General features: G+C 42.2%; 18 protein-coding genes. 9 read left to right on the top strand and 9 right to left on the bottom strand.

Annotated features, from left to right (window positions below; genetic code table 11):
• Positions 1-2 precede the first annotated feature (2 nt).
• Complete coding sequence (locus tag PGZ10_RS14600; protein WP_270541710.1) at positions 3-2459, top strand: ABC transporter permease; 2457 nt, start codon at positions 3-5, stop codon at positions 2457-2459.
• Between the two features lie 385 nt (positions 2460-2844).
• Here PGZ10_RS14600 and PGZ10_RS14595 read toward each other — a convergent pair whose 3' ends face one another.
• The 9 genes from PGZ10_RS14595 to PGZ10_RS14555 all read right to left on the bottom strand — a co-directional run bounded on the left by PGZ10_RS14595 (position 2845) and on the right by PGZ10_RS14555 (position 12266).
• Positions 2845-3768 (bottom strand): RNA-binding protein, encoded by a 924-nt coding sequence (locus PGZ10_RS14595; protein ID WP_181988849.1) that lies wholly within the window; start codon positions 3766-3768, stop codon positions 2845-2847.
• A gap of 19 nt (positions 3769-3787) precedes the next feature.
• A complete protein-coding gene (locus tag PGZ10_RS14590) occupies positions 3788-5758 on the bottom strand; it encodes a VirD4-like conjugal transfer protein, CD1115 family (RefSeq protein ID WP_270541709.1) in 1971 nt (656 codons plus the stop codon).
• Positions 5748-6854, bottom strand: a complete 1107-nt coding sequence (locus PGZ10_RS14585) for a hypothetical protein (RefSeq protein WP_022415648.1) — start codon at positions 6852-6854, stop codon at positions 5748-5750. Before PGZ10_RS14585 ends, PGZ10_RS14590 begins: the two co-directional genes overlap by 11 nt.
• Before the next feature lie 109 nt (positions 6855-6963).
• Positions 6964-7665, bottom strand: a complete 702-nt coding sequence (locus PGZ10_RS14580) for a DUF6100 family protein (protein ID WP_005333541.1) — start codon at positions 7663-7665, stop codon at positions 6964-6966.
• Between the two features lie 6 nt (positions 7666-7671).
• A complete protein-coding gene (locus PGZ10_RS14575) occupies positions 7672-8199 on the bottom strand; it encodes a DUF5697 family protein (RefSeq protein ID WP_005333543.1) in 528 nt (175 codons plus the stop codon).
• A 328-nt stretch (positions 8200-8527) separates the two neighbouring features.
• Positions 8528-9376: a MerR family transcriptional regulator gene (locus PGZ10_RS14570; RefSeq protein WP_270541707.1), complete on the bottom strand. Its 849-nt coding sequence runs from the start codon at positions 9374-9376 to the stop codon at positions 8528-8530.
• Between the two features lie 132 nt (positions 9377-9508).
• Positions 9509-10039 carry a hypothetical protein gene (locus tag PGZ10_RS14565; RefSeq protein ID WP_005333547.1) on the bottom strand — a complete coding sequence of 177 codons (531 nt, stop codon included), beginning with the start codon at positions 10037-10039 and terminating at the stop codon, positions 9509-9511.
• 2 nt (positions 10040-10041) lie between these two features.
• Positions 10042-11217: a MarR family transcriptional regulator gene (locus PGZ10_RS14560; protein ID WP_270541705.1), complete on the bottom strand. Its 1176-nt coding sequence runs from the start codon at positions 11215-11217 to the stop codon at positions 10042-10044.
• Between the two features lie 518 nt (positions 11218-11735).
• Entirely contained in the window at positions 11736-12266 is a 531-nt protein-coding gene (locus tag PGZ10_RS14555; protein WP_009247529.1) for a helix-turn-helix domain-containing protein, read from the bottom strand.
• Positions 12267-12714: 448 nt separating this feature from the next.
• On the opposite strand from PGZ10_RS14555, the gene PGZ10_RS14550 reads away from it, so the two are divergent.
• From PGZ10_RS14550 to PGZ10_RS14515, 8 genes are all read left to right on the top strand, one after another.
• The gene (locus PGZ10_RS14550; RefSeq protein ID WP_009247528.1) at positions 12715-12903 is read left to right on the top strand and encodes a transcriptional regulator; all 189 of its coding nucleotides are present in this window, start codon (positions 12715-12717) and stop codon (positions 12901-12903) included.
• Positions 12904-13995 (top strand): site-specific integrase, encoded by a 1092-nt coding sequence (locus PGZ10_RS14545; protein ID WP_009247527.1) that lies wholly within the window; start codon positions 12904-12906, stop codon positions 13993-13995.
• Complete coding sequence (locus tag PGZ10_RS14540; RefSeq protein WP_009247526.1) at positions 13985-14320, top strand: plasmid mobilization protein; 336 nt, start codon at positions 13985-13987, stop codon at positions 14318-14320. The genes PGZ10_RS14545 and PGZ10_RS14540 overlap by 11 nt, the downstream gene beginning before the upstream one ends.
• Positions 14310-15464, top strand: coding sequence for an AAA family ATPase (locus PGZ10_RS14535; protein ID WP_009247525.1), 1155 nt, complete (start codon positions 14310-14312; stop codon positions 15462-15464). Before PGZ10_RS14540 ends, PGZ10_RS14535 begins: the two co-directional genes overlap by 11 nt.
• A 355-nt stretch (positions 15465-15819) precedes the next feature.
• A complete protein-coding gene (locus PGZ10_RS14530) occupies positions 15820-16959 on the top strand; it encodes a plasmid recombination protein (protein WP_019190307.1) in 1140 nt (379 codons plus the stop codon).
• Between the two features lie 26 nt (positions 16960-16985).
• Complete coding sequence (locus PGZ10_RS14525) at positions 16986-17363, top strand: TnpV protein (RefSeq protein ID WP_009247523.1); 378 nt, start codon at positions 16986-16988, stop codon at positions 17361-17363.
• Between the two features lie 453 nt (positions 17364-17816).
• Positions 17817-19361, top strand: a complete 1545-nt coding sequence (locus PGZ10_RS14520; protein ID WP_009247522.1) for an ATP-binding cassette domain-containing protein — start codon at positions 17817-17819, stop codon at positions 19359-19361.
• Positions 19362-19445: 84 nt separating this feature from the next.
• Entirely contained in the window at positions 19446-19943 is a 498-nt protein-coding gene (locus PGZ10_RS14515) for a nucleotidyltransferase domain-containing protein (RefSeq protein WP_009247521.1), read from the top strand.
• Positions 19944-20584: the final 641 nt, after the last annotated feature.

The raw sequence follows: 20584 nt of genomic DNA, 5'->3' as shown, positions 1-20584 counted from the left end.
AGATGACGACCAGAGTTGCATATTGCAATATGCGGCATTATAAGAGCAAAAACATACTGATTGGAATTGCCATTATCCTGACAACATTACTGCTGTTCGTAATCCCATCAATCGGAAAAGATATGGTGGAAGTGAACTTTGCGGTAATCAATAAGATTTATCCAACATGGCATGCCCTTTATCGGAACGTGGACGAGAGTACAGTTATGAAACTGGCGGCACATCACGATGTGAAAACTTACGGACTCCGCAGCGATGCGGGGTACATGAATCTGGAAGATGCGACGGTTTCCATGATGTATATGGACAGAACAGGGATGGAACTTTATAAAGTGAAGCTGAAAGAGGGGCAACTTCCGCAGAAAGAAAATGATATTGTGGTTTCAAAAGGAATACTGGAAGCATTAGGACAGAATGGGAAAATCGGTGACACCATCACAGTACCTTATCAGATTCTGAAAGATGACGGACTGGATTATACGAAGGAGAAAGAATTTCGAATCTGTGGCTTTTTAGCAGATAATGAGAGCAGCAAAGAACAAAAACAATATACATCATTGGTTTCAGAGGCCTTTCTGAAAGCGGAGATACCGGTAGAACAGGTGAAATATCGGTTTTTACTTCAGGTGAATGGACAGAAAGGAAATACGACTGCAGATTATACAGAGACGATACAGAATATTGCCAGACAGTTCGGGATTTCCGAGGATGACATGAATATTAATAAAGAGTATCTTGCAGCAAATTATGTGGATCCGGCTACAATTCCGGTGATTGTAGGAATCATGCTTATTGTTGTATTGGCGGGCATTATCACAATTTATAGTGTTTATTATGTATCTATGAACCAGAGGGTTCGGGAATTTGGAAAGTTAAAGGCAATCGGGGCTACGAAACGGCAACTTAGACAAATCGTACTAAGAGAGGGAATGGGAGTGGCGTTGTTTGCCATTCCGATAGGACTTTTGATCGGAACAGTTGCTGTGAAAGTTGTACTTCTCCAGTTTGTAGAACATGCAAAGGATTCAAACGTACTTGTGACAGAGGCATACAAGGTTGTAGCTAAAGGAGAAGTCCAACTTTATTATTGGTGGATTTATCTGTTGGCAATTGCAGTGACTCTGTGTACAGTGTATCTGTCACTGATGAAGCCTATGCGTATGGCGGCGAAGGTATCAGAAATAGAAGCTATGCGTTACCAGGGAGGCAGTAAGCGACAGAAAAGCAGCAGGAAGGGATATCAATTTCTGAATATCGGACGACTGACCAAGAGAAATCTTGCGGAGAATAAAAAGAAGAGTACTATCACGATTGTATCTATGGCCGTTACCGGAATATTTGTCATGATGGTAGCAACGGTGCTGTCTTGTGCAAATCCGATGGAAAGTGCAAAGAGTTCGATTGTGGGGCAATATGAGATTTCTCCAATTGTGGAATCCGGGAATAAAGAGCATCCTGAATATGAATGGGCGGAGGTTCAAAAGAATAATCCATTAAATGAAGGACTAAAGCAGCAGATAGAGGAGCTTGACGGTGTTGAGCGGGTAGATGTGTTTACCGCGTTGAAGGTATCAGGAGGACCTTTTGAAGAAGAAATTGGAACCGAATTTATCAATGGAGTGCCGGAAGAATACGCAGAAGAGCTGAAAAAAGGAATCACTGAAGGCAATGTCACATACGAGGAATTGAAATCCGGGGATAAAGTGATTCTGGACCGTGCGCTACTTCACTGGTATCCAGATATTAAAGTGGGAGATAAGCTGAAACTCAATATTCATGATGGAGATAATACCTTTCAAAAAGAGATTGAAGTGGCAGCAATTGGTGAATATGGAAGAGGTCTGACAAACTATAACTGTCTTATCATGGCAAAAGAAGGGGCAGAGAAACTTACCATAAATAATTCTTCCAGCTATTTTCAGGTGATTGCAGATAAGGATTATGATGAGGCACTGGAAGCATCTCTACAGGCTATTGTGGATGGATTAGGCAGACTGCAGATGCGTACCTGGAAGAATGAGTACGATACATGGGAAAATGCCATACAGATGACTAGAGGTGCATGTTATGCATTTATCATCATTCTGGCAGCAATCAGCATTATGAACTTGATTAACACAATGATCAATAGTGTCCATGTGCGAAAAAAGGAGCTTGGCATGATGCAGGCAATCGGAATGTCGGACCGTCAGTTGATGAAGATGCTCCAGTTGGAAGGTATATTCTATACAGTAGGCACTCTTATTATCAGTATCGGAGTGGGAAGTCTTGCAGGATATCCGTTGTTTTTATATGCAAAGCGTACAGGAATGTTTGATATCAGCACATACCATTATCCGGTAACAGCAGCTATTATTATAATTTTAACATTGTTTGTGATACAGATGTTATTGGCAATATTCATTGCAAAGTCAGTAAGGAAAGATTCATTGATAGAGAGAATTCGTTTCAGTGAGTAAGAATATAAATTTCTGATGTTTAATGCAGGTACTAATCAATGTCGTAATAAAAAGGGGGACTTGATTTCTCAAAGCCCCCAGTGTATAATGAACTCAAGAAAGGTATTCAGATGCAAAATCTGATGCCCTCAGTTAAATTTTATATTCTATGTATAAGACATAGCATCCAAAACTTTCCTAGGGTCGTGGATGCTATTTCTTATTATGTCGATCTATATAAGTCAAAGCCGCAAAAATTACCAATAGTAAAGTCAATACTTCCATTGTATTCATGGGCATCACCCTCCTTTGTTACTAGAGGGCAAGATCGAAATGCATCCGTCTTTCCAGTTCAATAATACCGAATCAGTATACCACGTTCCTTTTTATGGAACAACCTATAATTTTAAATGGTCTGCTTGATGATGCGGGTGATGATGCCGAGGGCAACGTTCCGTTCCTCATCAATATGCGTCACCACAAAGGATACCTGATCCTTTTTCCCGACTGTCCGGCTGTCATAGCAGGAGTGGGCAATGGCATTGACACCGATGGAGAGCCGGACAAAGACGGTGCCTTTATGGATGTCTTCCACAGTTCCGGCGTATTTTCCCTGAATCTTACATTTTTTCATGTTTTCCTTGCTGGTGTTGCCTTCCACACTTTTGACATCTGCGTGGACAATGACCTGCTCCGGTGAGTCTGCCCGCACATCCAGGATGCGTACCAGGATGTGATTGCCTACCTGGAAGCGTTCTCTGGCATCACCCATCCAGTCGAAGGACAGGTCTCTGGCAAGAATGGAGGTTTCCACACCGAAAATTTCCGCCCGGACTACCTTTTCCGCAACGGCAATGACTCTTGCCTGCACGATACGGTCTTCATAAACTTTCGGCATTCCGGAAGCATCTTTATCCAGATAGAAGATCTGGCGTTTCTTCAGCATCGCTTCTTTCCGGCTGGCGACAATGCTGCGTGTCTTCGGATCTAATCCCTTGATCAGAAAATCAATCTCACATCCAAGCATATTGTTGAGGATTTTGTTCTGCCGCAGGGCAAGCTCCCCATAATCGTGTGCTTCATCCTGCATGAGATGGATCATCATCTCAGTTACCGGGATGACAGTACGGAAATCCTTGTAGTAAACCACGGCAATGAGGCTGCCGTTTTCTGTTTTCTCGATACCGCCAAGCATTCCGGTTAAGATCCGGCGGGTACGGTAGGCATTCTGGATCTCATGCCAGGTAAGGTCTGAAATGGACTGAGCTGTTTCCAGCTTTGCATCGGAATCCAGAGTTAAAATAGGTGTGTTGGTTGTTTCGTTTGGCATCATAGTGTCTCCTTTCAAATTATGACATGATAGAATCTTTATCTAAAGGAACCATGTCTGTGTGATCCGGATAGTCATCTGCTGAGAAGTCATCCGGGAAATCGTGATAGCCAGGTTCCTGATAAACGCTTTGCTGGTCAAAGTGCGGTTCAGCTTTTTTCTTTTTCTGCTTTCCATAAGAAGCGGTTTTTTTCGGGTGGGAAGCAGGAATAGTTGGAGTGTACGTATATTCTTCACTACATGCTCCTTTTCTCCATTCCGGAATATGTTCGGAAGCCTTCCGGGGAATGAGTTTTTGGGCATCCGGGTGCAGGGTGTAATCGTATTTTTCTACCTGCAGTACCTTCTGACCACGCAGGATAATCAGTGCAGTATCCAGCGGGAGCCGCAGGATCTCATCCGGAGTTAAGAGCTTTCGTTTCCCGATGGATCTGGTCTGGCGGTATTCCGGTGTATAATCGGATACCCTCCAGCTATTTAATTGTTTGGCTTCGCTGCTGACACCAACGGTCACATCACCGGAGCGGTTAGAGATAAATGTAGCAGTTACCTCATCCGTACAGCCTAAAAATAGCTGAGTGTCGCAGTTCCCGATGATTTCCTGCCATTGGTTTAAGGGATACCGGTTCTGCATCTGAGGCAGGTTTTGGAAAATGCAGGAAATACTGAGGTTTCGACTTCGGATCACGGAAATCTTTTTGTTGAGCGATAGGATTGCTCCCGTATTCGCCAGCTCATCAGCCAGGATATGTACCGGAACCGGCAGTTTTCCATCTTCCCCATAGGTGTCTGCATAACGGACCAGTTTGATAAATACGAAGGTCATAAACAGGGAAGAAAGAAAATCAAAAGTGCTGTCTTGATCCGAAGTGATGCAGAAGTATGCACATTTTTCTTTTCCCGGCAGCGTCAGGTTGATCTCATCATAGGAAGTGATCTGGCGGATCAGCTTGTTCTGGAATACCTGAAGTCTGGAACCGAGTCCGATGATGACGCCGGAACGTACCGTGTCACTTGCCTGCTTATAGATGCAGTAGGGGACTTTTGCCGGATGGGAGACCGGAAGCAGGTCAAAGAGGCTGTTCAGTTCTTTTTCCGAACTCATGGTCAGGAGTTTGTATACCTGTCCGATATTCTTTGCCTCCGGTGGGAATCCCTGATCCACATAGAGAATCAGAGCTTTTAATAAGTTCATCTCGGCATTGTCCCAGAAGTGATCGCCTTTGGCAGAACCGGTATTCTGGATGATGACATCAGCAAATACCTGTGCCATGGTTTCCTGTCCGCCAATTTCACCCAGACAATTCCAACTATCCGAGTTTTCCGGGTTTACAAGATTAAAGGATTTCACGATATATCCGGCATTCTCAAGGTAAGTGGCTGTACTTTCGTACAATTCCGATTTTGGATCGGTGATGATGAGGCTTTCCCCGCGGGCAACACACTGGAAGATCATGTTGCGTGCAAAGGCCCGGCTTTTCATGGAACCGCTGGCACCGTAAACGGCAATATTCCGGTTCATGCGGGTATCCTTCGGGAGACAAACGGCTTTTCCGTTCAGTTTTCCAAGAATGGTTCCCTTGTGTTTCTTGACATCATTCGTAAGCTCCAGTACCTGATGCATTTCCTCCAAAGTCATAAAACCGGAAGTCCCATAGGTTCCCTTTGTGGAATAATTCAGGTTCCGGCCCCGGTCTGTTATTTCCCCGTTTCGGTCAAATCCCATACGCATGAGAAGGAAGGTCAGGAGTCCAAAAGCTGCCAGACATAGAAAAATCCCATACAGATTGTACGGGAAAGCAGTCAGGGCATCCAGACAGGCGAGCGGGTGCGGGGAGGGGATCTGCGGGGCAGTTCCGTTTCCGGCAAAATTGCCGGCAGATTCCCAGGTCTGATAGTTGCGGATAAATTGAGCAACATAGCCTCCTGCATAGAGGGTGCAGAAGGTGATCGGAAGCATATAAATGAGCTTCCACCATTTACGGTTCATGTAAAAACCCCCTTTTGAATTTGCAAAGGTCAATACTGGAGAAATGGATTGTGGCAGTTAAGTATTTTTTCAGGACCGGAATCTGAAAATCGAAACAGATCAGGTTCCCGGATCTGCCGTATACATTTAAGCCGGTATTGAACCGGTTGATTCGCTGCATGTCAAAATCATAAGCAAGAAGGATGGGGTTCCCGGAAGCATCCGTGGCATCATGTTCCAGTGGAATTGAATCGCTGCGGCAGCCCAGATCGGACAGCAGGAGGTTGTCCAGCTTTTCCATGATCTCAGGGTGAACCAGCAGTTTTAAAAGCACTTCCCCTTCCGGAGTATTGGGAAGGTAATGGAAATGCTCGAAGGAGGTGTCCAGCATAAACAGGCTCTTTTTGTAGCCTCCGGTACTGGTAAACAGCCGGAAAGCCATTTCCATGTCGGTTCCGGTCATGATTGCCCGGATCTGTGGATGTCCGTTGTAAGGGTAGCCTTGCAGGTAATGCTGCAGGAAGGCGTTTAAGCGGACTTCCGTTCGATATTCCCATTTCAGGACTCCGTTTCCCGTGTTATAAAGGACATAGACACATTGCGGTGCCATCAGGATGCCCATGCTGCGGGAGTTCCTAATCTTCGTGGTCTCCGGGCCCAATTCCTTAATTTCTCTGGAAGCGTAAAAAAGAGGAAGGCTTCGCATACCGATGGAACCAGCTTCGCGGTGATTACAGAAGATGTCAGGTTTTACATCCGGATAAAAGGGAATCCCGGCATGAAGGAGTGTCAGATACGTTTCGGCTTTCTGATGTAAGCGGATACGTCGGGATACTTCACTTCGGATGAGGTTCGTCTCGGTATTGCCGGTCAGATAGCACTGGAAGCGTAGCGGCGAGACAGATAACAGCATCTCTTTCGCAGCTTTTGTAAGACGGTAGCCTCTGAGAGCATCCCGGTAGTGGGTACGGATGAGGTGTTCCGCCTTCAAATCCGTAATGAGTTTTTCCGCATAGGAGGCACTTGGGATGAGTCTGTTTAGCTGGTCTGCGGGAAATTCCCCGCACATCCCTATCATTTCCAGTAAGCGGTATTTCGTAGTGTCAGGTCTTATCAAATAAGCATCACCTCAATTCAGTTCTTACCCATGCAAGCCTATACTTGGGTAAATCTCCGGTGGTTTGGAGATAAAAAAAGCAAGAAAACAAAGTTCCCTGCGGTGGTTCTTACCGATGTCGGATTTCTGCCTGAGAAGTCAGGAGATTTTCCGACATGCTTTCGTGATGATTTTTCTGGTTCTGCAGCCATTTCGGAAAGTCAGCTTTTTCCATAACCGATACCAGTGTACAGTCCTTTAAGCCAAGCTGTGTCGTGTAGTAGGAATCACAGAAAAAGCCGCTGTCATCTGTCAGAACATAAGTACAAAGTGTATCCAGAATCTGTTTAAACTCCAGATTGTCATAATCCCGGATACGTCTTTGAGGAAGTTCCCTGTCATATATTTGACTGAAACATATCACGCAGTCACGATAGAGGGGCAGGGCATTTTGTTTTACATACTCCCGAAGCATATAATTAAGCGGTTCATGGAGAAATGCAGTGTTTGTGTGGACTCTTCGTTTCGGAAGCAGTCCGGGAAGCGTAATGGTGAGAATCCCCTGCTGTTCTGCAATCCGCATTCCCTGTGCATCTGCCGCTTTGGGAAGATAAGCTGCTTGATTTGGGGAGAGAGCCGGACAGACAAGGTTACGCATCTGGCAGGCAATCCGCTCCGCCCGAAGAGCAGCACTGACGCTCAGTTCCTCAAAATTTTTATCATAATTCTGGATATCAGTGACCTTCAGAGCGTAAACGGTATTCGTCAGTTTTTGCAGCTCCCCTTCCAGTTTTTCAAGCCGCTGGTAAATGGTTGGTGTATTTTGCGTCATAATAACCTACTTTCTCATGTAGTAACTGACAGCACCGGATTCATTTACAAGGCAGTAAGCGGCTACATCATCAATGGTGATTTTGGCAGCCTGGCTTTCGGATTCTAAGACAATCAGGCGTTTGGAACCATGTGATGGGATACTTTCCATCACATGATTGATCAGAGCCTCCTGTTCTTCACCGATATAGATGATTTCGTATTGTTCATCTTGCGAAAAGAAATTGAGCTTGATTGGAAATTCGCCACTGGTGTGGTATACAACACCTTTCTTAAAATCCAGCAGTACCCAGAAGCATGTAATTATAGCATAGTCAGGATTCTCAGCAGACTGCTGGCTGTCACAAAGAAGGTCATGCTCTTTATCGTAAATGATGCGCCCTTGTTTGATGAGGCTGGTAATCAATGACTTGATAGACTGCTCATGTCGGGAGAAAAGTTGTAAAACCTGGTCATACCTCAGAGTATGGTAAGTGGTAATGAACCGTAAGAGCTTGGCTCCCTCTCCTTGATAGATTTCGTTCCTTGTTTTCATGATTGACTCCCTTCTATATATAATAGGAAACTTTATACATATGGCTGTACGTACAGGATACGTTTGGTATTGTAAGTATAGTGTACGTACAAAGTACATAGAACCTGCTGTCAGCGATTGAATTTACAGGTACAAAAAAAGCACCATCTATGGGTGCTGGAAATAAGGAAAACTATAAGCAATACCTATTGTAGCATGGGTAATTTTACGCTTCAATCGCAGAAGCAGGTCATTTCTGTGCCATTTTCACTGGTTGGCATAAAAAAAGCAGGAAACCATTTTGATTCCCTGCATGGTGTATTGTTGTGCTTTTGTGTAGTTCTAATGATTACTTGTCTTTATAAAATGCTTCGAAAGCTTGTGCGAAGAATTCGGCTGTACCATTGCCGTATTTTTCATCTATCATAGGTTTGATTTTTTCATTACGGTAATATTGAGCCTGTGCAACCATCAGACCGTGTTCTTTCTTTATCTGTGAAAGTTGTTTCATAAGAAAACCGTATTCGGAAACAAGTTCTCTTACTTCAGAAGAATCTGGTGAACATACTTTTTTAGCTGCTAATTTGTATAAAAGATTGTCAAATTGTTGGTTGTAACTTTCTGCAGCCTCTTTGCTAATAGGATTGTTGGCAACAGACAGGAATTGCTCTTTTCCTCCATACCACTCAACAACTTTAGCATAGCCTTTCTGCATTTCTTCTGATGAAACTGTCTTAATATAATGCTTTTTCCATTCTTCAATGCTTCCAAACTCTTTTACAGCAAGTTCTTTCATATTGTCAGGCATATGTTCAAACATAGTTTGGAACATTTCTTCAACTTCCGTTTTACTAAAAATCGCAAAATCCATTTTATTCTCTCCTTTCAGGATATCATCAATGCTGGCAATCAGATGTTCCATACGTTCTTTCTTTGCTACCAACATTTTTCTCTGCATTTGCAAGATCTGGTTCTTTTCAAGAGCAGGATTCTCCAGAACAGCTTTGATTTCTTTCAAAGGAATGTCAAACTCACGGAAAAACAGAATCTGCTGTAATATTTCCAATGCCCTATCGTCATAAAGCCGGTATCCCGCATCACTTTTTTGTGTTGGTTTTAAAAGCCCGATTTCATCGTAATAGTGAAGCGTGCGAACGCTGATACCTGTAAGTTCTGATATTTCTTTGACTGTCCTCATAGTTGCTGACCTCCTGTTCCTGATAAGATAACTGTACGCTATGACGTTCCGTGAGAGTCAATATATATTTTGCATTTTTTAGTATAACATTTTTATGATATTACGAAAAGCCGAGGAGATAGGCGATATGTATTACTCTGGAAAGAACTTGTTGAGCGTATCCAATGTCTCTTTTGCAGTAAATCCCCAAAGGATGGTACTGAGTGCTTCAATCGCAGCCCTGCGTTTCCGGTAATAGGTGCGGTAGGAAATATTGGTGATGTGGTGAGCCAGCTTATCCAATATCTCATCTGTATTTTTCATTTCCTGTGGAGAGAGAAAAGCGTAGTAGAGAATCCAGTAATACTGTTCCCCATGCTTGTGATTGTTCCGGAGGAGATCGATGGATGATTCCAAAAGCTTCAGCATCTGGTTGCTTCTGGCAATACTTTTTGCCCGTTGTTCGATGTCGCTTCCGGTAAGATCAGCCCCGGCAGCATAGATGGAGTCCAGAAATTTGTCGATGTCATTGTCGTATTGGAGCTTAAACTGGTGCTCCATCTGGTGTACGACTACCTTCAGGCTGTAGGTTGCATCCCGGTATCTGCGTAAAAACTGATAGGTGTCGTGAAAACGTGGATCTTCTTCGGGTGAAGGAAATCCCTGTGTATTGCGGTTTGCCATGTCTATTTCCCCCCTTTCAGTGCAGAAGGCTCTGCCACGGCAGGCATCTTTTGGGCAGACTCATCCCCTGGACTTACGGACAACTCAAACCGATAAGCGGCATTTCCGTAGGGACAGATAATATTTAGAGTAAATGTATTAAATATATCTTTGCAGGCTGATAATGGAGATAATATATAGCGGGTTTTGGAGCAGTGGCAACATGGAATCCCTTGTGAATCCAATAGTTCTGCGACTTTTTGCACGATAAATTTCATGTGTGAATCTGGAACGCAGGAATCATTTTTTGTAACGGTGATTTGTGAGTCTGTGACAGTTTCTGAAACGCTAACAGAAGCAGAATCCTCAATAGTGATTTCTTCAGGTACATGGATTGGTAATTGCATCTTCATAGCGATCTCCTCCTTGTCAATCATAACGTCGCTGATATTAAACATCACGGACAGGTAATTGTTGAGATAAATTACGCTTCCGTGTTTTCCTGTAAATGAGATAAGTGTAATGTATTCTTTTTCCTCCAGTTTCTTCAAGAGTCGTGATACCGATGCCTTTGACAGACTCCACCTTTCACCCAGTTCATTAAAGCTGGTAAGGGGATTTCCGGTATTATCCCGGTAATAGACAATGGGACCGGAATCAGATCCCAGGACAGAGGAATCGTTGTAAACTGCATGAATCCACAGATCCAGAATAACATCCATTTCCGAGCATTTTCCAATGCCAATTAGTTCGTGAACTTTGGCAATCGGGAAAAAGAAAAACCCTGTATCTTTTTTACAGGGATAGTTGTATTCCAATACGGTATTGTCTTTGGACCAGTCTGATATTTTGAATTTGACCAGGCGGTTTTTGCCGAGAAGAGAGTAGGTAATGTAATTCTGCTCTTCAAAAAATCGAAGGATGGACAACGCTTGATGTTGGAAACGGCAGCGAAACCATTCCTGAAGATCTGTGACTGTGCAGATCCACTCTCCTGGACCAATGGTATAGGTAATGTGTTCCATCCGGCGGTAGGATGTGCGGTAATTTGCATAGGAGCATAATACCAGATAATAAAAAAGAAAAGAGCCCCCGGTAGTTCGGATGCTCTTGGTAGTGATTAAAGTTTGTATGAAGTCACGGTAAATGCGACAGCGTGGAAATTCCACGATTTGTTTGAGTTCTAATTTGTAATTCATGGTGATCTTCCTTTCAAAGTATATTTAATTGTAATCGGACTTTTCATAGTGTTGGTATCAAGAAGAAGCCGATGGAAGTATAGCAAGTAGTCGTGTCACTCATTGCATTTTTATTGCATTTTTAAAATTTAGATTATGTGGCTATGTTGCTCTTAACTGGTTAAAAAGCCTTTAAAATCGTCTATATGCGTTAATACTCCGTACTGTCTGTCTGGAGTTTGAATAAATCGAGTTGCTTAAAAAAGCCAGTGTTTATGCGGGTTTCAGCGATTTCGATTAGTCTTTTGATAACAAATTGATAACAGTCATAGCAAGTGCCATTATTCTTGTTATCCAGTGGTTTATGGGTAACGGAACAATTAACAGGTGGCTTGCAGACTAAAGTTCGGAGCTTGGCTCTGAACAAATTCCATATTATAAACTAAGCCCTTAGCTGTGGTTAATAACCATAGTTAAGGGCTTTTTTGTCGTTGCCAAAGCATCTGTAGGGAGCTGCCAGTGGCAGGTCCTGTAGGTGCTTATTTATCTTTCAAGTGGTCTTTGAATGCTTCCACGAGAGCGTCACTTAATTCCTGTGATGGAACTTTTGCCCAACGCTGTGTGGTGTCGAACTCTGGATAATGGTAACGCCAGTTATCGTATTCTTCTCTGTTGATTTCTTCGGAAGATAGCTTGTCTGCCTGTTCTTTCCAAGCATACAGCATTTTGAGGAGTTCATATGCTTCTCTGCCTTTGTCCTTGTTGACCTTTAAGCATACCTCTCCGTCTGCTTCACTGACAGTAAGACCGTAAATATCTTCAAGGGTAAACAGAGTGTGCATAAGACCGATATAGCTGTCTATGTCAGGAACATCAAGAGCCTGTGGAGAAACATCAAGCACCTGTGCCAATGCATTTGTAAGGTCTGCTTTCGGTTTGCGTGTACCAGTTTCGTACTGTGCCAAACGCACATCAGCACTCTTTTCTGGAAAACCGATTGCTGTACCGAGATACTTTTGTGTCATACCACGCATTAGTCTGAAAAAATGTATTCTTTCGCTGATAGCCATAATGATACGCTCCTTTTATATTTAGTGAAATAAGTATAGCAGAAATGTTTAGTGGAAGTCAAGAAAAACCGAAACAAAAATGTTTAATATTTTCTTTGCAACCACTTGACAATAGCAAATATGTTTAGTAAAATAAATTACGAATTAAACAAATATGCTTAATGCGACAACTGAATGACCGTCCGAAAAGCCAAACCGCCAAGACCTCGTCGGAGCAAGTTCCGTATCGTTCGCTTGTGTGCAAGCACAAAAGCTCATTCGCTGCACTGCTCCTCCTCTTCCCCAAAAGTCTCCGACTTTTCGGGAACCCCTATACGAGCGAGCGCCTGATGTACTGCGGTGCATTGGGACAGCACAGCGCCTGCCGACAAGCAGGAGTGCCTGTTGGAACTTTAACACGGAGAAAGCGGCAAGCAAAAAATTATTTTAAGAAAGGAAGAAAAAGGATATGGAAAACAGATTTATCCGAGCCGAAGATGTGGCTCAGGAACTAAACGTATCAAAACCTTATGCATATAAACTCATCAGACAATTAAATGAGGAATTGAAAGCAAAGGGCTTTATTACGATTGCAGGGCGTGTAAATCGCCAGTATTTTTACGAAAGGCTCTACGGAGCAGGAAAGGGGGAAATGTAAATGCCGGTATTTAAGAATGAAGATAACGGTACTTGGTATGTGATGGCAAGGTATGTGAACTGGAAAGGGGAACGCAAGCAGAAATGCAAGCGTGGCTTTGCTACCAAACGAGAAGCACAGGAATGGGAAAGAATGTTCAAATTGCAGACTTCTTCAGACCTTGATATGAGTTTTGAAGCCTTTACGGAGCTTTATATCAATGATGTGAAGAACCGTTTGAAGGAAAACACGTGGCTTACCAAAGAGCATATCATACGCACAAAGATACTTCCGTATTTCGGGAAACTGAAAATCAGCGAGATTTCCACAAAGGAGATTATTACTTGGCAGAATGAAATGCTTGCCTATCGTGATGAGAAGAAAAAGCCTTATTCACAGACGTATCTGAAAACGCTGCACAATCAGTTGTCCGCCATTTTCAATCACGCTGTCCGCTACTATGAACTGCGTTCCAATCCTGCGGCAAAGGTGGGAAATATGGGACGTGAGGAACACAAGGAAATGCTGTTCTGGACAAAGGAAGAATACAAGAAATTCTCTTTTGAGATGATGGACAAGCCTGTTTCCTTTTATGCGTTTGAAATGCTTTACTGGTGCGGTATCCGAGAGGGCGAGCTGTTAGCTTTGACTCCGGCAGATTTCAACTTTGATAAGGAAACAGTCACAATCAATAAATCCTATCAGCGTTTGAAAGGGCAGGATGTGATTACTTCTCCGAAAACGAAAAAGAGCAACCGCACGATTAAAATGCCGAAGTTTCTGTGTGAGGAAATGAAAGAATATCTCGGTATGCTTTACGGATTGAAGAAGAAAGACCGTATCTTTACGGTGACGAAAAGCTATCTTCATCACGAGATGGACAGAGGGGCAAAGGCGGCAGGCGTGAAGCGTATCCGCATTCACGATCTCCGTCACAGCCACATTTCACTCTTGATTGATATGGGCTTTTCTGCGGTGGCGATTGCTGACCGAGTTGGTCACGAAAGTATTGATATTACTTATCAGTACGCACACCTCTTTCCGTCAAAGCAGATTGAGATGGCAGAAAAATTAGATGATTTAGGGAAAGGAGATTTTGAAAATGTCAGCTAAGAACAGAGATAACAAAAATCGTTGGAGGAATATCACAGTAGGGTTTCGAGTATCGCCCGAAGAAAACGAACTCATTAACAGAGCTGTAGCTCTATCAGGATTGCCAAAACAGGAGTATTGTTACCGCCGTTGCTTAAATCAGGATGTGGTGGTACAGGGCAATCCGAGAGTGTATAAGGCGTTGAAAACGGAATTTGCCACAGTCCTTGCGGAACTGAAAAGGATTGAAGCAGGAAAAGGTGTGGATGATGAACTGCTGAGTGTAATAGAACTGATTTCCATTATTCTCGGCGGTTTGAAAGGAGAGGATGCGAATGGAGAATAAAAAAGAAATGACTATTCCAAATGTATCTGCGGCAACAGATGCGGAACAGTCACTTTCCAAATGTACTGACAATAGTATAGTCAATCAGGATACGGATTTCAAGGGGTACGAGCAATCTTTTGAAGAAATGCAAAGGGAAATACTCAGACAGTTAGACCCTTCCTATCTGAAAACAGTATCAATGACAACGCTGTATGATACGGTGTTTGAGGTTCAGACACCACTTATCGACGGTCTGCTCCAAAGGGGAACTTACCTTTTCGTAGGTTCCCCGAAAGTGGGAAAGAGCTTTATGATGGCACAGCTTGCCTATCATATCAGCACAGGCACACCGCTTTGGGAGTATAAGGTGCGTAAGGCAACGGTGCTTTATTTTGCCCTTGAAGATGATTACCCACGTTTGCAGAAGCGATTGTTTCAGATGTTCGGTGCAAAGGAGACAGGCAATCTGTATTTCGCAACGGAATGTAAAACGGTCAATGGCGGACTGGAAGAACAGATAAGAGGGTTTATGAGGGAACACCCAGACACAGGCTTGATTATCATAGACACCTTAAAGCGTGTGCGTGAAGCAGGCGGAGCAGATTACAGCTACGCAAGTGATTATGATGTTGTGGCAAGGCTGAAAGCGTTGGCAGACAGTTACAAGGTTTCAATGCTTATTGTTCATCATACACGCAAACAAAAATCGGAAGATATATTCGATATGATTTCAGGCACGAATGGTCTGATGGGTGCGGCAGACGGTGCATTTGTTCTCAGTAAGGACAAGCGTACTTCCAACAATGCCACACTTGATGTTGCTGGCAGAGACCAGCAGGATATGAAAATCCATCTTGTAAGGGACAGCGAGCGATTGGTGTGGAACTTTGCAAAATCGGAAACGGAGATGTGGAAAGAACCGCCCGAACCTCTGCTTGAGAAGATAGCGGATACGCTCTTTTCGGAAAGTGACAGATGGGAAGGAACTGCTTCGGAACTTTGCGAAAGGCTTGCGGTGGATATAAAGCCGAATGTACTTTCTTTAAGGCTCAGTATCAACGCAAGCAGGCTGTTTCGTGATTACGGTATCCGTTATCAGAACAGCCGCACACACGACGGAAGAAAGGTTTCACTTTGGAAAGAAACCGAGCAGACGGCGTGACAAACGGTGTCAAAGGTGTCAATGTTTTTGAGAGCAGCACGCTGTGAAAAACATTGTCACCATCGTCACACTTTGACACCGGATAAAGTTTAGGGGAGTGTGCAGAGAGTGCCTTTTCAAAGGCGGCTCTTTGGTCTCGCCTGCTGGCTCGGTCGGTTCGCAGGCGTGTGTGCCACCGGCACACGCTCACCCCTCGGAGAGCCTTCGGAGAACGCAAAACCTGTTTACAGGTCGCATTTTTGATGGGTGTACCCGTCAAAAGTGCTTTTGCGTTACTTTTGACAAAAGTAACAAAACCTGAGAATGTTGAAATTTACAGATGGGAGATGAAAAAATGCAGAGAACGATAAGTGCAATGGTCGGTAAAGGCTCGGTCAATCACAATAGCCGAAAGTTCCGAGCAGAAAATGTAGACGGAACTCGTACTCATCTCAATATCGACTACTGCAATGAAAATATAAAGACAGTTTATCACGAATTGTTTGATGAAGCATTGGAAAGATACAATGCCAAGCAGATAAGGTCAGACCGAAAGATAAAAGATTATTATGAAAAAATCCGAAGTTCCAAGCAGGAAAAACCGTTCCACGAAATCATTTTACAGGTGGGCGGTAAGGGAAATATGAACGCCGATACGGAAAACGGAGAACTGGCAAAGCAGATTTTAGATGAATACTATCAGGGTTTTCAGGAGCGAAATCCACAGCTTCGGGTGTTCTCGGCTCATCTGCATATGGATGAAGCTACACCACATCTGCACATAGATTTTGTACCTTTTACCACAGGCAGCAAGCGTGGACTTGATACAAGAGTGTCACTAAAGCAGGCTCTTGCAACGCAAGGTTTTAAGGGCGGCAGTCGTGGCGATACGGAGTGGTCGCAATGGATACAGTCCGAAAAAGAACAGCTTGCGGCGGTGATGGAACGTTATGGGATTGAGTGGGAACATTTAGGCACACACGAAAAACATCTTTCTGTTTTGGATTATAAAAAGCAGGAAAGAGAAAAAGAAGTGGCGGCATTAGGTGCGAAAATCGAGCAGAAACAGATTGAATTTGATGTGTTGTCGGAACGAGTATTGAACTATGATAAGGCAAAAGACGAGCTGTCAAATCTTGAAATAGAGCTTGATACTGCACCGAAATATCAGTTGCCAGAACCAGAGAAATTTATGACTGCAAAGGCATATAAAACCAAAATGGCAGAGCCGGTTGTAAGGAAATTGAAGCAACTTGTCAAAACGGTGCTTGCCCGCTGCTTTGAGGGGTGGGACAACTATCATAGGCTGAATACAGCGAATGCACAGTTATACCGCACCAATCAGCGTTTGGAGAAAGTCAATGAAAGATTGACCGAAGAAAACAAAATCCTAAAAGCAGAAAATAAAGATTACAGCCTGCTCCGTAAGGTTTTTGGTCGCAAACAGATAGATGATTTGTTGGAGCAGGCAAGAACAGTTAAAGGTCGCAAGCGTGATAATACACGATCACGATAGACAAAAATCACAGGAGGAAAAGGAAAATGACAAAGACAATTTTTGAAGAAATGGGCGGAACTTATAGACAGGTGGGTGATTATTTATTGCCGAACATCACAGTACCAGCCGAAGAAGAAATAGAGCCGATTGGTTTATGGGGGAAACGACATGCAAGGCATTTAAAGGAACACTATAAAGTGTTATATATGAACCTGCTGACAAGCGGAAAGCTGCATAGTTATCTTGCAGAAGTCGATAAGCAAGCAGAGGATATGTTTCTTCGACTGGTAAAGGAATATGCCGACAGACAAGATGTGACGGAACAATTAAAGAAAGATAATCCCTACGAATGGATTGGAAGAATGAATAATATTCAGGCTTGTGTGAGGGAAGTTGTAGGAACGGAGTTGATTTACACATAAGCGTTTTACGGTATGGTGCTCCTGCGTTTGCTGGAGTGCTGTGGTTGTGGTTGTAAAGAGGTTGTGAAAGATTGAATTTCGTAATGGTTGGATGTATAATTAGGAAGTGAAAATTTTAATTTGCACTTCCATAAGGTGAAATGTATTGACACAAAAAATACAGTATGATAGTATTGCCATTAGAAGAAAGAAAGGCACATTTTGTGTAAGGTGAGGAAATGATTAATAGATAATTTGATTTAAGTAAGACACATATAGTTATTGAGCCTGTAGAGAATAGGTTTGTTTTGTGTACGCTTAAGTTGGATTATCGCAAGAGGCATTTCCTTTGTTTTCCTTTTGGAAAAGAAATAAGGGTCTATTTAGCGAGTCTATTTTTGCGTATGCAAAAAAGACTCGTTTTTGTGTGTTCAAAATAATAATTGGCTCAGACTTCGAAAAGGAGAAACTTTAATGTTGCAGATAAAAAAATTAAATTTAACACATAAAAAAGACCTGAGAATAATTCTTAATGATTTCAACCTTGTGCTAAATGATGGAGATAAGGCAGTTATTATTGGAGAAGAGGGAAATGGGAAATCGACATTAATGAAGTGGATATACAATCCGTCGCTTGTAGAAAACTATATAGAAGCAGATGGGGAAAGGATAATGGGACACGAACGTCTTGGTTATCTTCCGCAGGAGATGCTCGATGAAGATAAGGAAAAAACAATATACGAATATTTTTCTGAAGAGGAAATATTCTGGGAGAAAACGCCTAAAGAATTGTCTGTTATTGCGGGAAAATTTGGAATGAAAAATGATTTTTTCTACAGTAACCAGACAATGGGTAGTCTTTCAGGAGGCGAAAAAGTCAAGACACAACTTATGAGGCTTTTCATTCGCGATGTTTCTGTGCTGTTGTTGGACGAACCTTCCAATGACATCGACATTGCGACGCTTACATTACTGGAAAAAATCATAAATGACTGGAAGCACATTGTGCTTTTTATTTCACACGATGAAACGCTGATAGAGCGTACTGCCAACATGGTGATACATATCGAGCAGATTATACGAAAAACAAAGGCGAGATATACCGTGGCAAAGCTTCCCTATAGACGCTATGTGGAAGAACGGCTTCATAAATTTGAAATCCAAAAACAGCGGGCACTGAGTGACCGTAGGGAGAAAAAGATTCGCGATGAAAAATATCAAAGAGTTATGCAGAGTGTACAAGGTGCATTAAGAAGTTGTACCAGACAAGCACCGTCTGTTGCCAAAAACTTAAAGGACAAAATGCATACGGTTAAGGCAATGGAACGAAGATTTGAAAAAGAAGATGAAAATATGACTCAGATGCCGGAACAGGAAGAAGCAATCTTTGTCAAATTAGGGGATGAAAACTCACACATTCCCGCAGGAAAAACGGTCATAGAATATGAACTTTCAAAGCTTGTGACTCCGGATGGCAAAAGAATTTTAGCAGAAGGAATTCATTTAAAAATAAAAGGTTCAGAAAAAATCTGTATGATAGGAGCCAACGGGGCAGGAAAAACGACTCTTCTAAAAAAGATAGCGGAAGAACTCCTAAATCGGAATGACATTAAAGCAGAATATATGCCTCAAACTTATGAAGACCTGCTGGATTTGGATGTTACACCGGTTGATTACCTTGATAAAACAGGAGATAAAGAAGAGCGTACAAGAATTAGAACATACCTTGGTTCACTTAAATACACACCAGATGAAATGGAGCATCCGATTCGGGAGTTATCAGGCGGACAAAAGGCGAAAGTGCTTCTCTTGAGGATGAGCTTAAGTGGTGCAAATGTTCTTATTCTGGATGAACCGACAAGAAATTTTTCACCATTGTCCGGTCCGGTAATAAGAAAAATGCTCCGAGAATTTCCGGGGGCTGTCATTAGCATTTCTCACGATAGAAAGTATATTGAAGAGGTGTGCGATAAAATATATCAGCTAAATCCTAATGGATTACAGCTAATTGGTGATTGATAACAAAAAGGATGAAAGACTGACAAATTTCAGGCTTTTAGTGAGTTGGAAAGCATACAAAGATTTGAATTTGGAGGATAGATTATGGTACGTACAGAAGATGCATGTGAAATTATAAAATATGCTTTGCAAAACGAAATTAAAGTATATTTAGATGGCGGATGGGGTGTTGATGCACTTCTTAAAAGAGAATCAAGAATACACAATGATATTGATTTGTTTGTTGAACTGAAACATTATCATGATTATATTTATGTGATTAAGCAGCATGGATTTGAGGAAGTAAATACTGATTATACAACGGATGGTCATACTGTCTGGAAAGATGATAAACAAAGAATCATTGATTTACATTGTTTTGAATTTACAGATGACGGAATTGTTTATGAGGGAGATATATTTCCATCAAAAACTTTTTCCGGTATTGGAAAAGTTGGAGATATAACTGTTTCTTGTATTGAACCATTGAGTCAGGTAATGCTTCATTTGGGATATGAACACGATAAAAATGATGTGCATGATGTGATGCTGTTGTGTGAAACATTTCAAATAGCAATACCAGATGAATATAAGGAAAAGTAAAATTTCAGTTTTGTGTTGAATCTCTAAGCAAAATAGCTTATAATTTGACATGCTACATATAGTTATTATCCACAGTTATCGAGTAGGTGTTATCAATGCCGATAACAAAATGATAACATTAGCTCGTATAGGCAGGATAATATGGATATATCAAATAATCAAAAGAACGAGAAACATTACAGAGAATAATTCCTAAACAAAAAGCGTTAGTCTTTGTAGAGTTTGAATAGGATTTTTGTTATTGTGTAACGAACATTGTTCACTAAATTAGCAAAAAATAATATCCACAAATTAGGATACAAAACAGGTAATACAAAGCCTGTCTTGTGTCCTTTTTTTGTTGAAAATAAAGGTGTTTTCGAGGTTTGTGTACAGGATTGGTAAGAGGTATGGAGAGAGGATAGGTAGGATGGTAAAGATTGTTAAAAAAGTGGATAGAAGGGTTTGCTAAGAAACAATTTTGCAAAAATAGATCCAGTATTTATGCGGGTTCCAAGCAAATTCCGTTATTTTTTGGCAACGGATTGGCAACATTCCTGCAATATCCGTTGAATAAAATATTATTTCTATAACATAAAAACCTTACTGATGAACTGTTTCCAAAATTGGAAATGATATGCTCCCTTTTAGGTAGACAAGTA

It is taken from the genome of Coprococcus sp. AF102-57, assembly GCF_027686195.1.
Taxonomy (GTDB): Bacteria; Bacillota; Clostridia; order Lachnospirales; family Lachnospiraceae; genus Allocoprococcus; species Allocoprococcus comes.
Note: the sequence above shows the minus strand (reverse complement) of the source record. Positions and strands in the feature narration are given on the sequence as shown.

Bases quoted from the DNA above. Each gene is read 5' to 3' on its own strand.
- PGZ10_RS14600 (WP_270541710.1), top strand. From the start codon at position 3: ATGACGACCAGAGTTGCATATTGCAATATGCGGCATTATAAGAGCAAA.
- PGZ10_RS14545 (WP_009247527.1), top strand. From the start codon at position 12,904: ATGCCGGTATTTAAGAATGAAGATAACGGTACTTGGTATGTGATGGCA.
- PGZ10_RS14590 (WP_270541709.1), bottom strand. From the start codon at position 5,758: ATGAACCGTAAATGGTGGAAGCTCATTTATATGCTTCCGATCACCTTC.
- PGZ10_RS14570 (WP_270541707.1), bottom strand. From the start codon at position 9,376: ATGAGGACAGTCAAAGAAATATCAGAACTTACAGGTATCAGCGTTCGC.
- PGZ10_RS14560 (WP_270541705.1), bottom strand. From the start codon at position 11,217: ATGAATTACAAATTAGAACTCAAACAAATCGTGGAATTTCCACGCTGT.
- PGZ10_RS14580 (WP_005333541.1), bottom strand. From the start codon at position 7,665: ATGACGCAAAATACACCAACCATTTACCAGCGGCTTGAAAAACTGGAA.
- PGZ10_RS14555 (WP_009247529.1), bottom strand. From the start codon at position 12,266: ATGGCTATCAGCGAAAGAATACATTTTTTCAGACTAATGCGTGGTATG.
- PGZ10_RS14565 (WP_005333547.1), bottom strand. From the start codon at position 10,039: ATGGCAAACCGCAATACACAGGGATTTCCTTCACCCGAAGAAGATCCA.
- PGZ10_RS14525 (WP_009247523.1), top strand. From the start codon at position 16,986: ATGACAAAGACAATTTTTGAAGAAATGGGCGGAACTTATAGACAGGTG.
- PGZ10_RS14540 (WP_009247526.1), top strand. From the start codon at position 13,985: ATGTCAGCTAAGAACAGAGATAACAAAAATCGTTGGAGGAATATCACA.
- PGZ10_RS14550 (WP_009247528.1), top strand. From the start codon at position 12,715: ATGGAAAACAGATTTATCCGAGCCGAAGATGTGGCTCAGGAACTAAAC.
- PGZ10_RS14515 (WP_009247521.1), top strand. From the start codon at position 19,446: ATGGTACGTACAGAAGATGCATGTGAAATTATAAAATATGCTTTGCAA.
- PGZ10_RS14595 (WP_181988849.1), bottom strand. From the start codon at position 3,768: ATGCCAAACGAAACAACCAACACACCTATTTTAACTCTGGATTCCGAT.
- PGZ10_RS14535 (WP_009247525.1), top strand. From the start codon at position 14,310: ATGGAGAATAAAAAAGAAATGACTATTCCAAATGTATCTGCGGCAACA.
- PGZ10_RS14575 (WP_005333543.1), bottom strand. From the start codon at position 8,199: ATGAAAACAAGGAACGAAATCTATCAAGGAGAGGGAGCCAAGCTCTTA.
- PGZ10_RS14520 (WP_009247522.1), top strand. From the start codon at position 17,817: ATGTTGCAGATAAAAAAATTAAATTTAACACATAAAAAAGACCTGAGA.
- PGZ10_RS14530 (WP_019190307.1), top strand. From the start codon at position 15,820: ATGGTCGGTAAAGGCTCGGTCAATCACAATAGCCGAAAGTTCCGAGCA.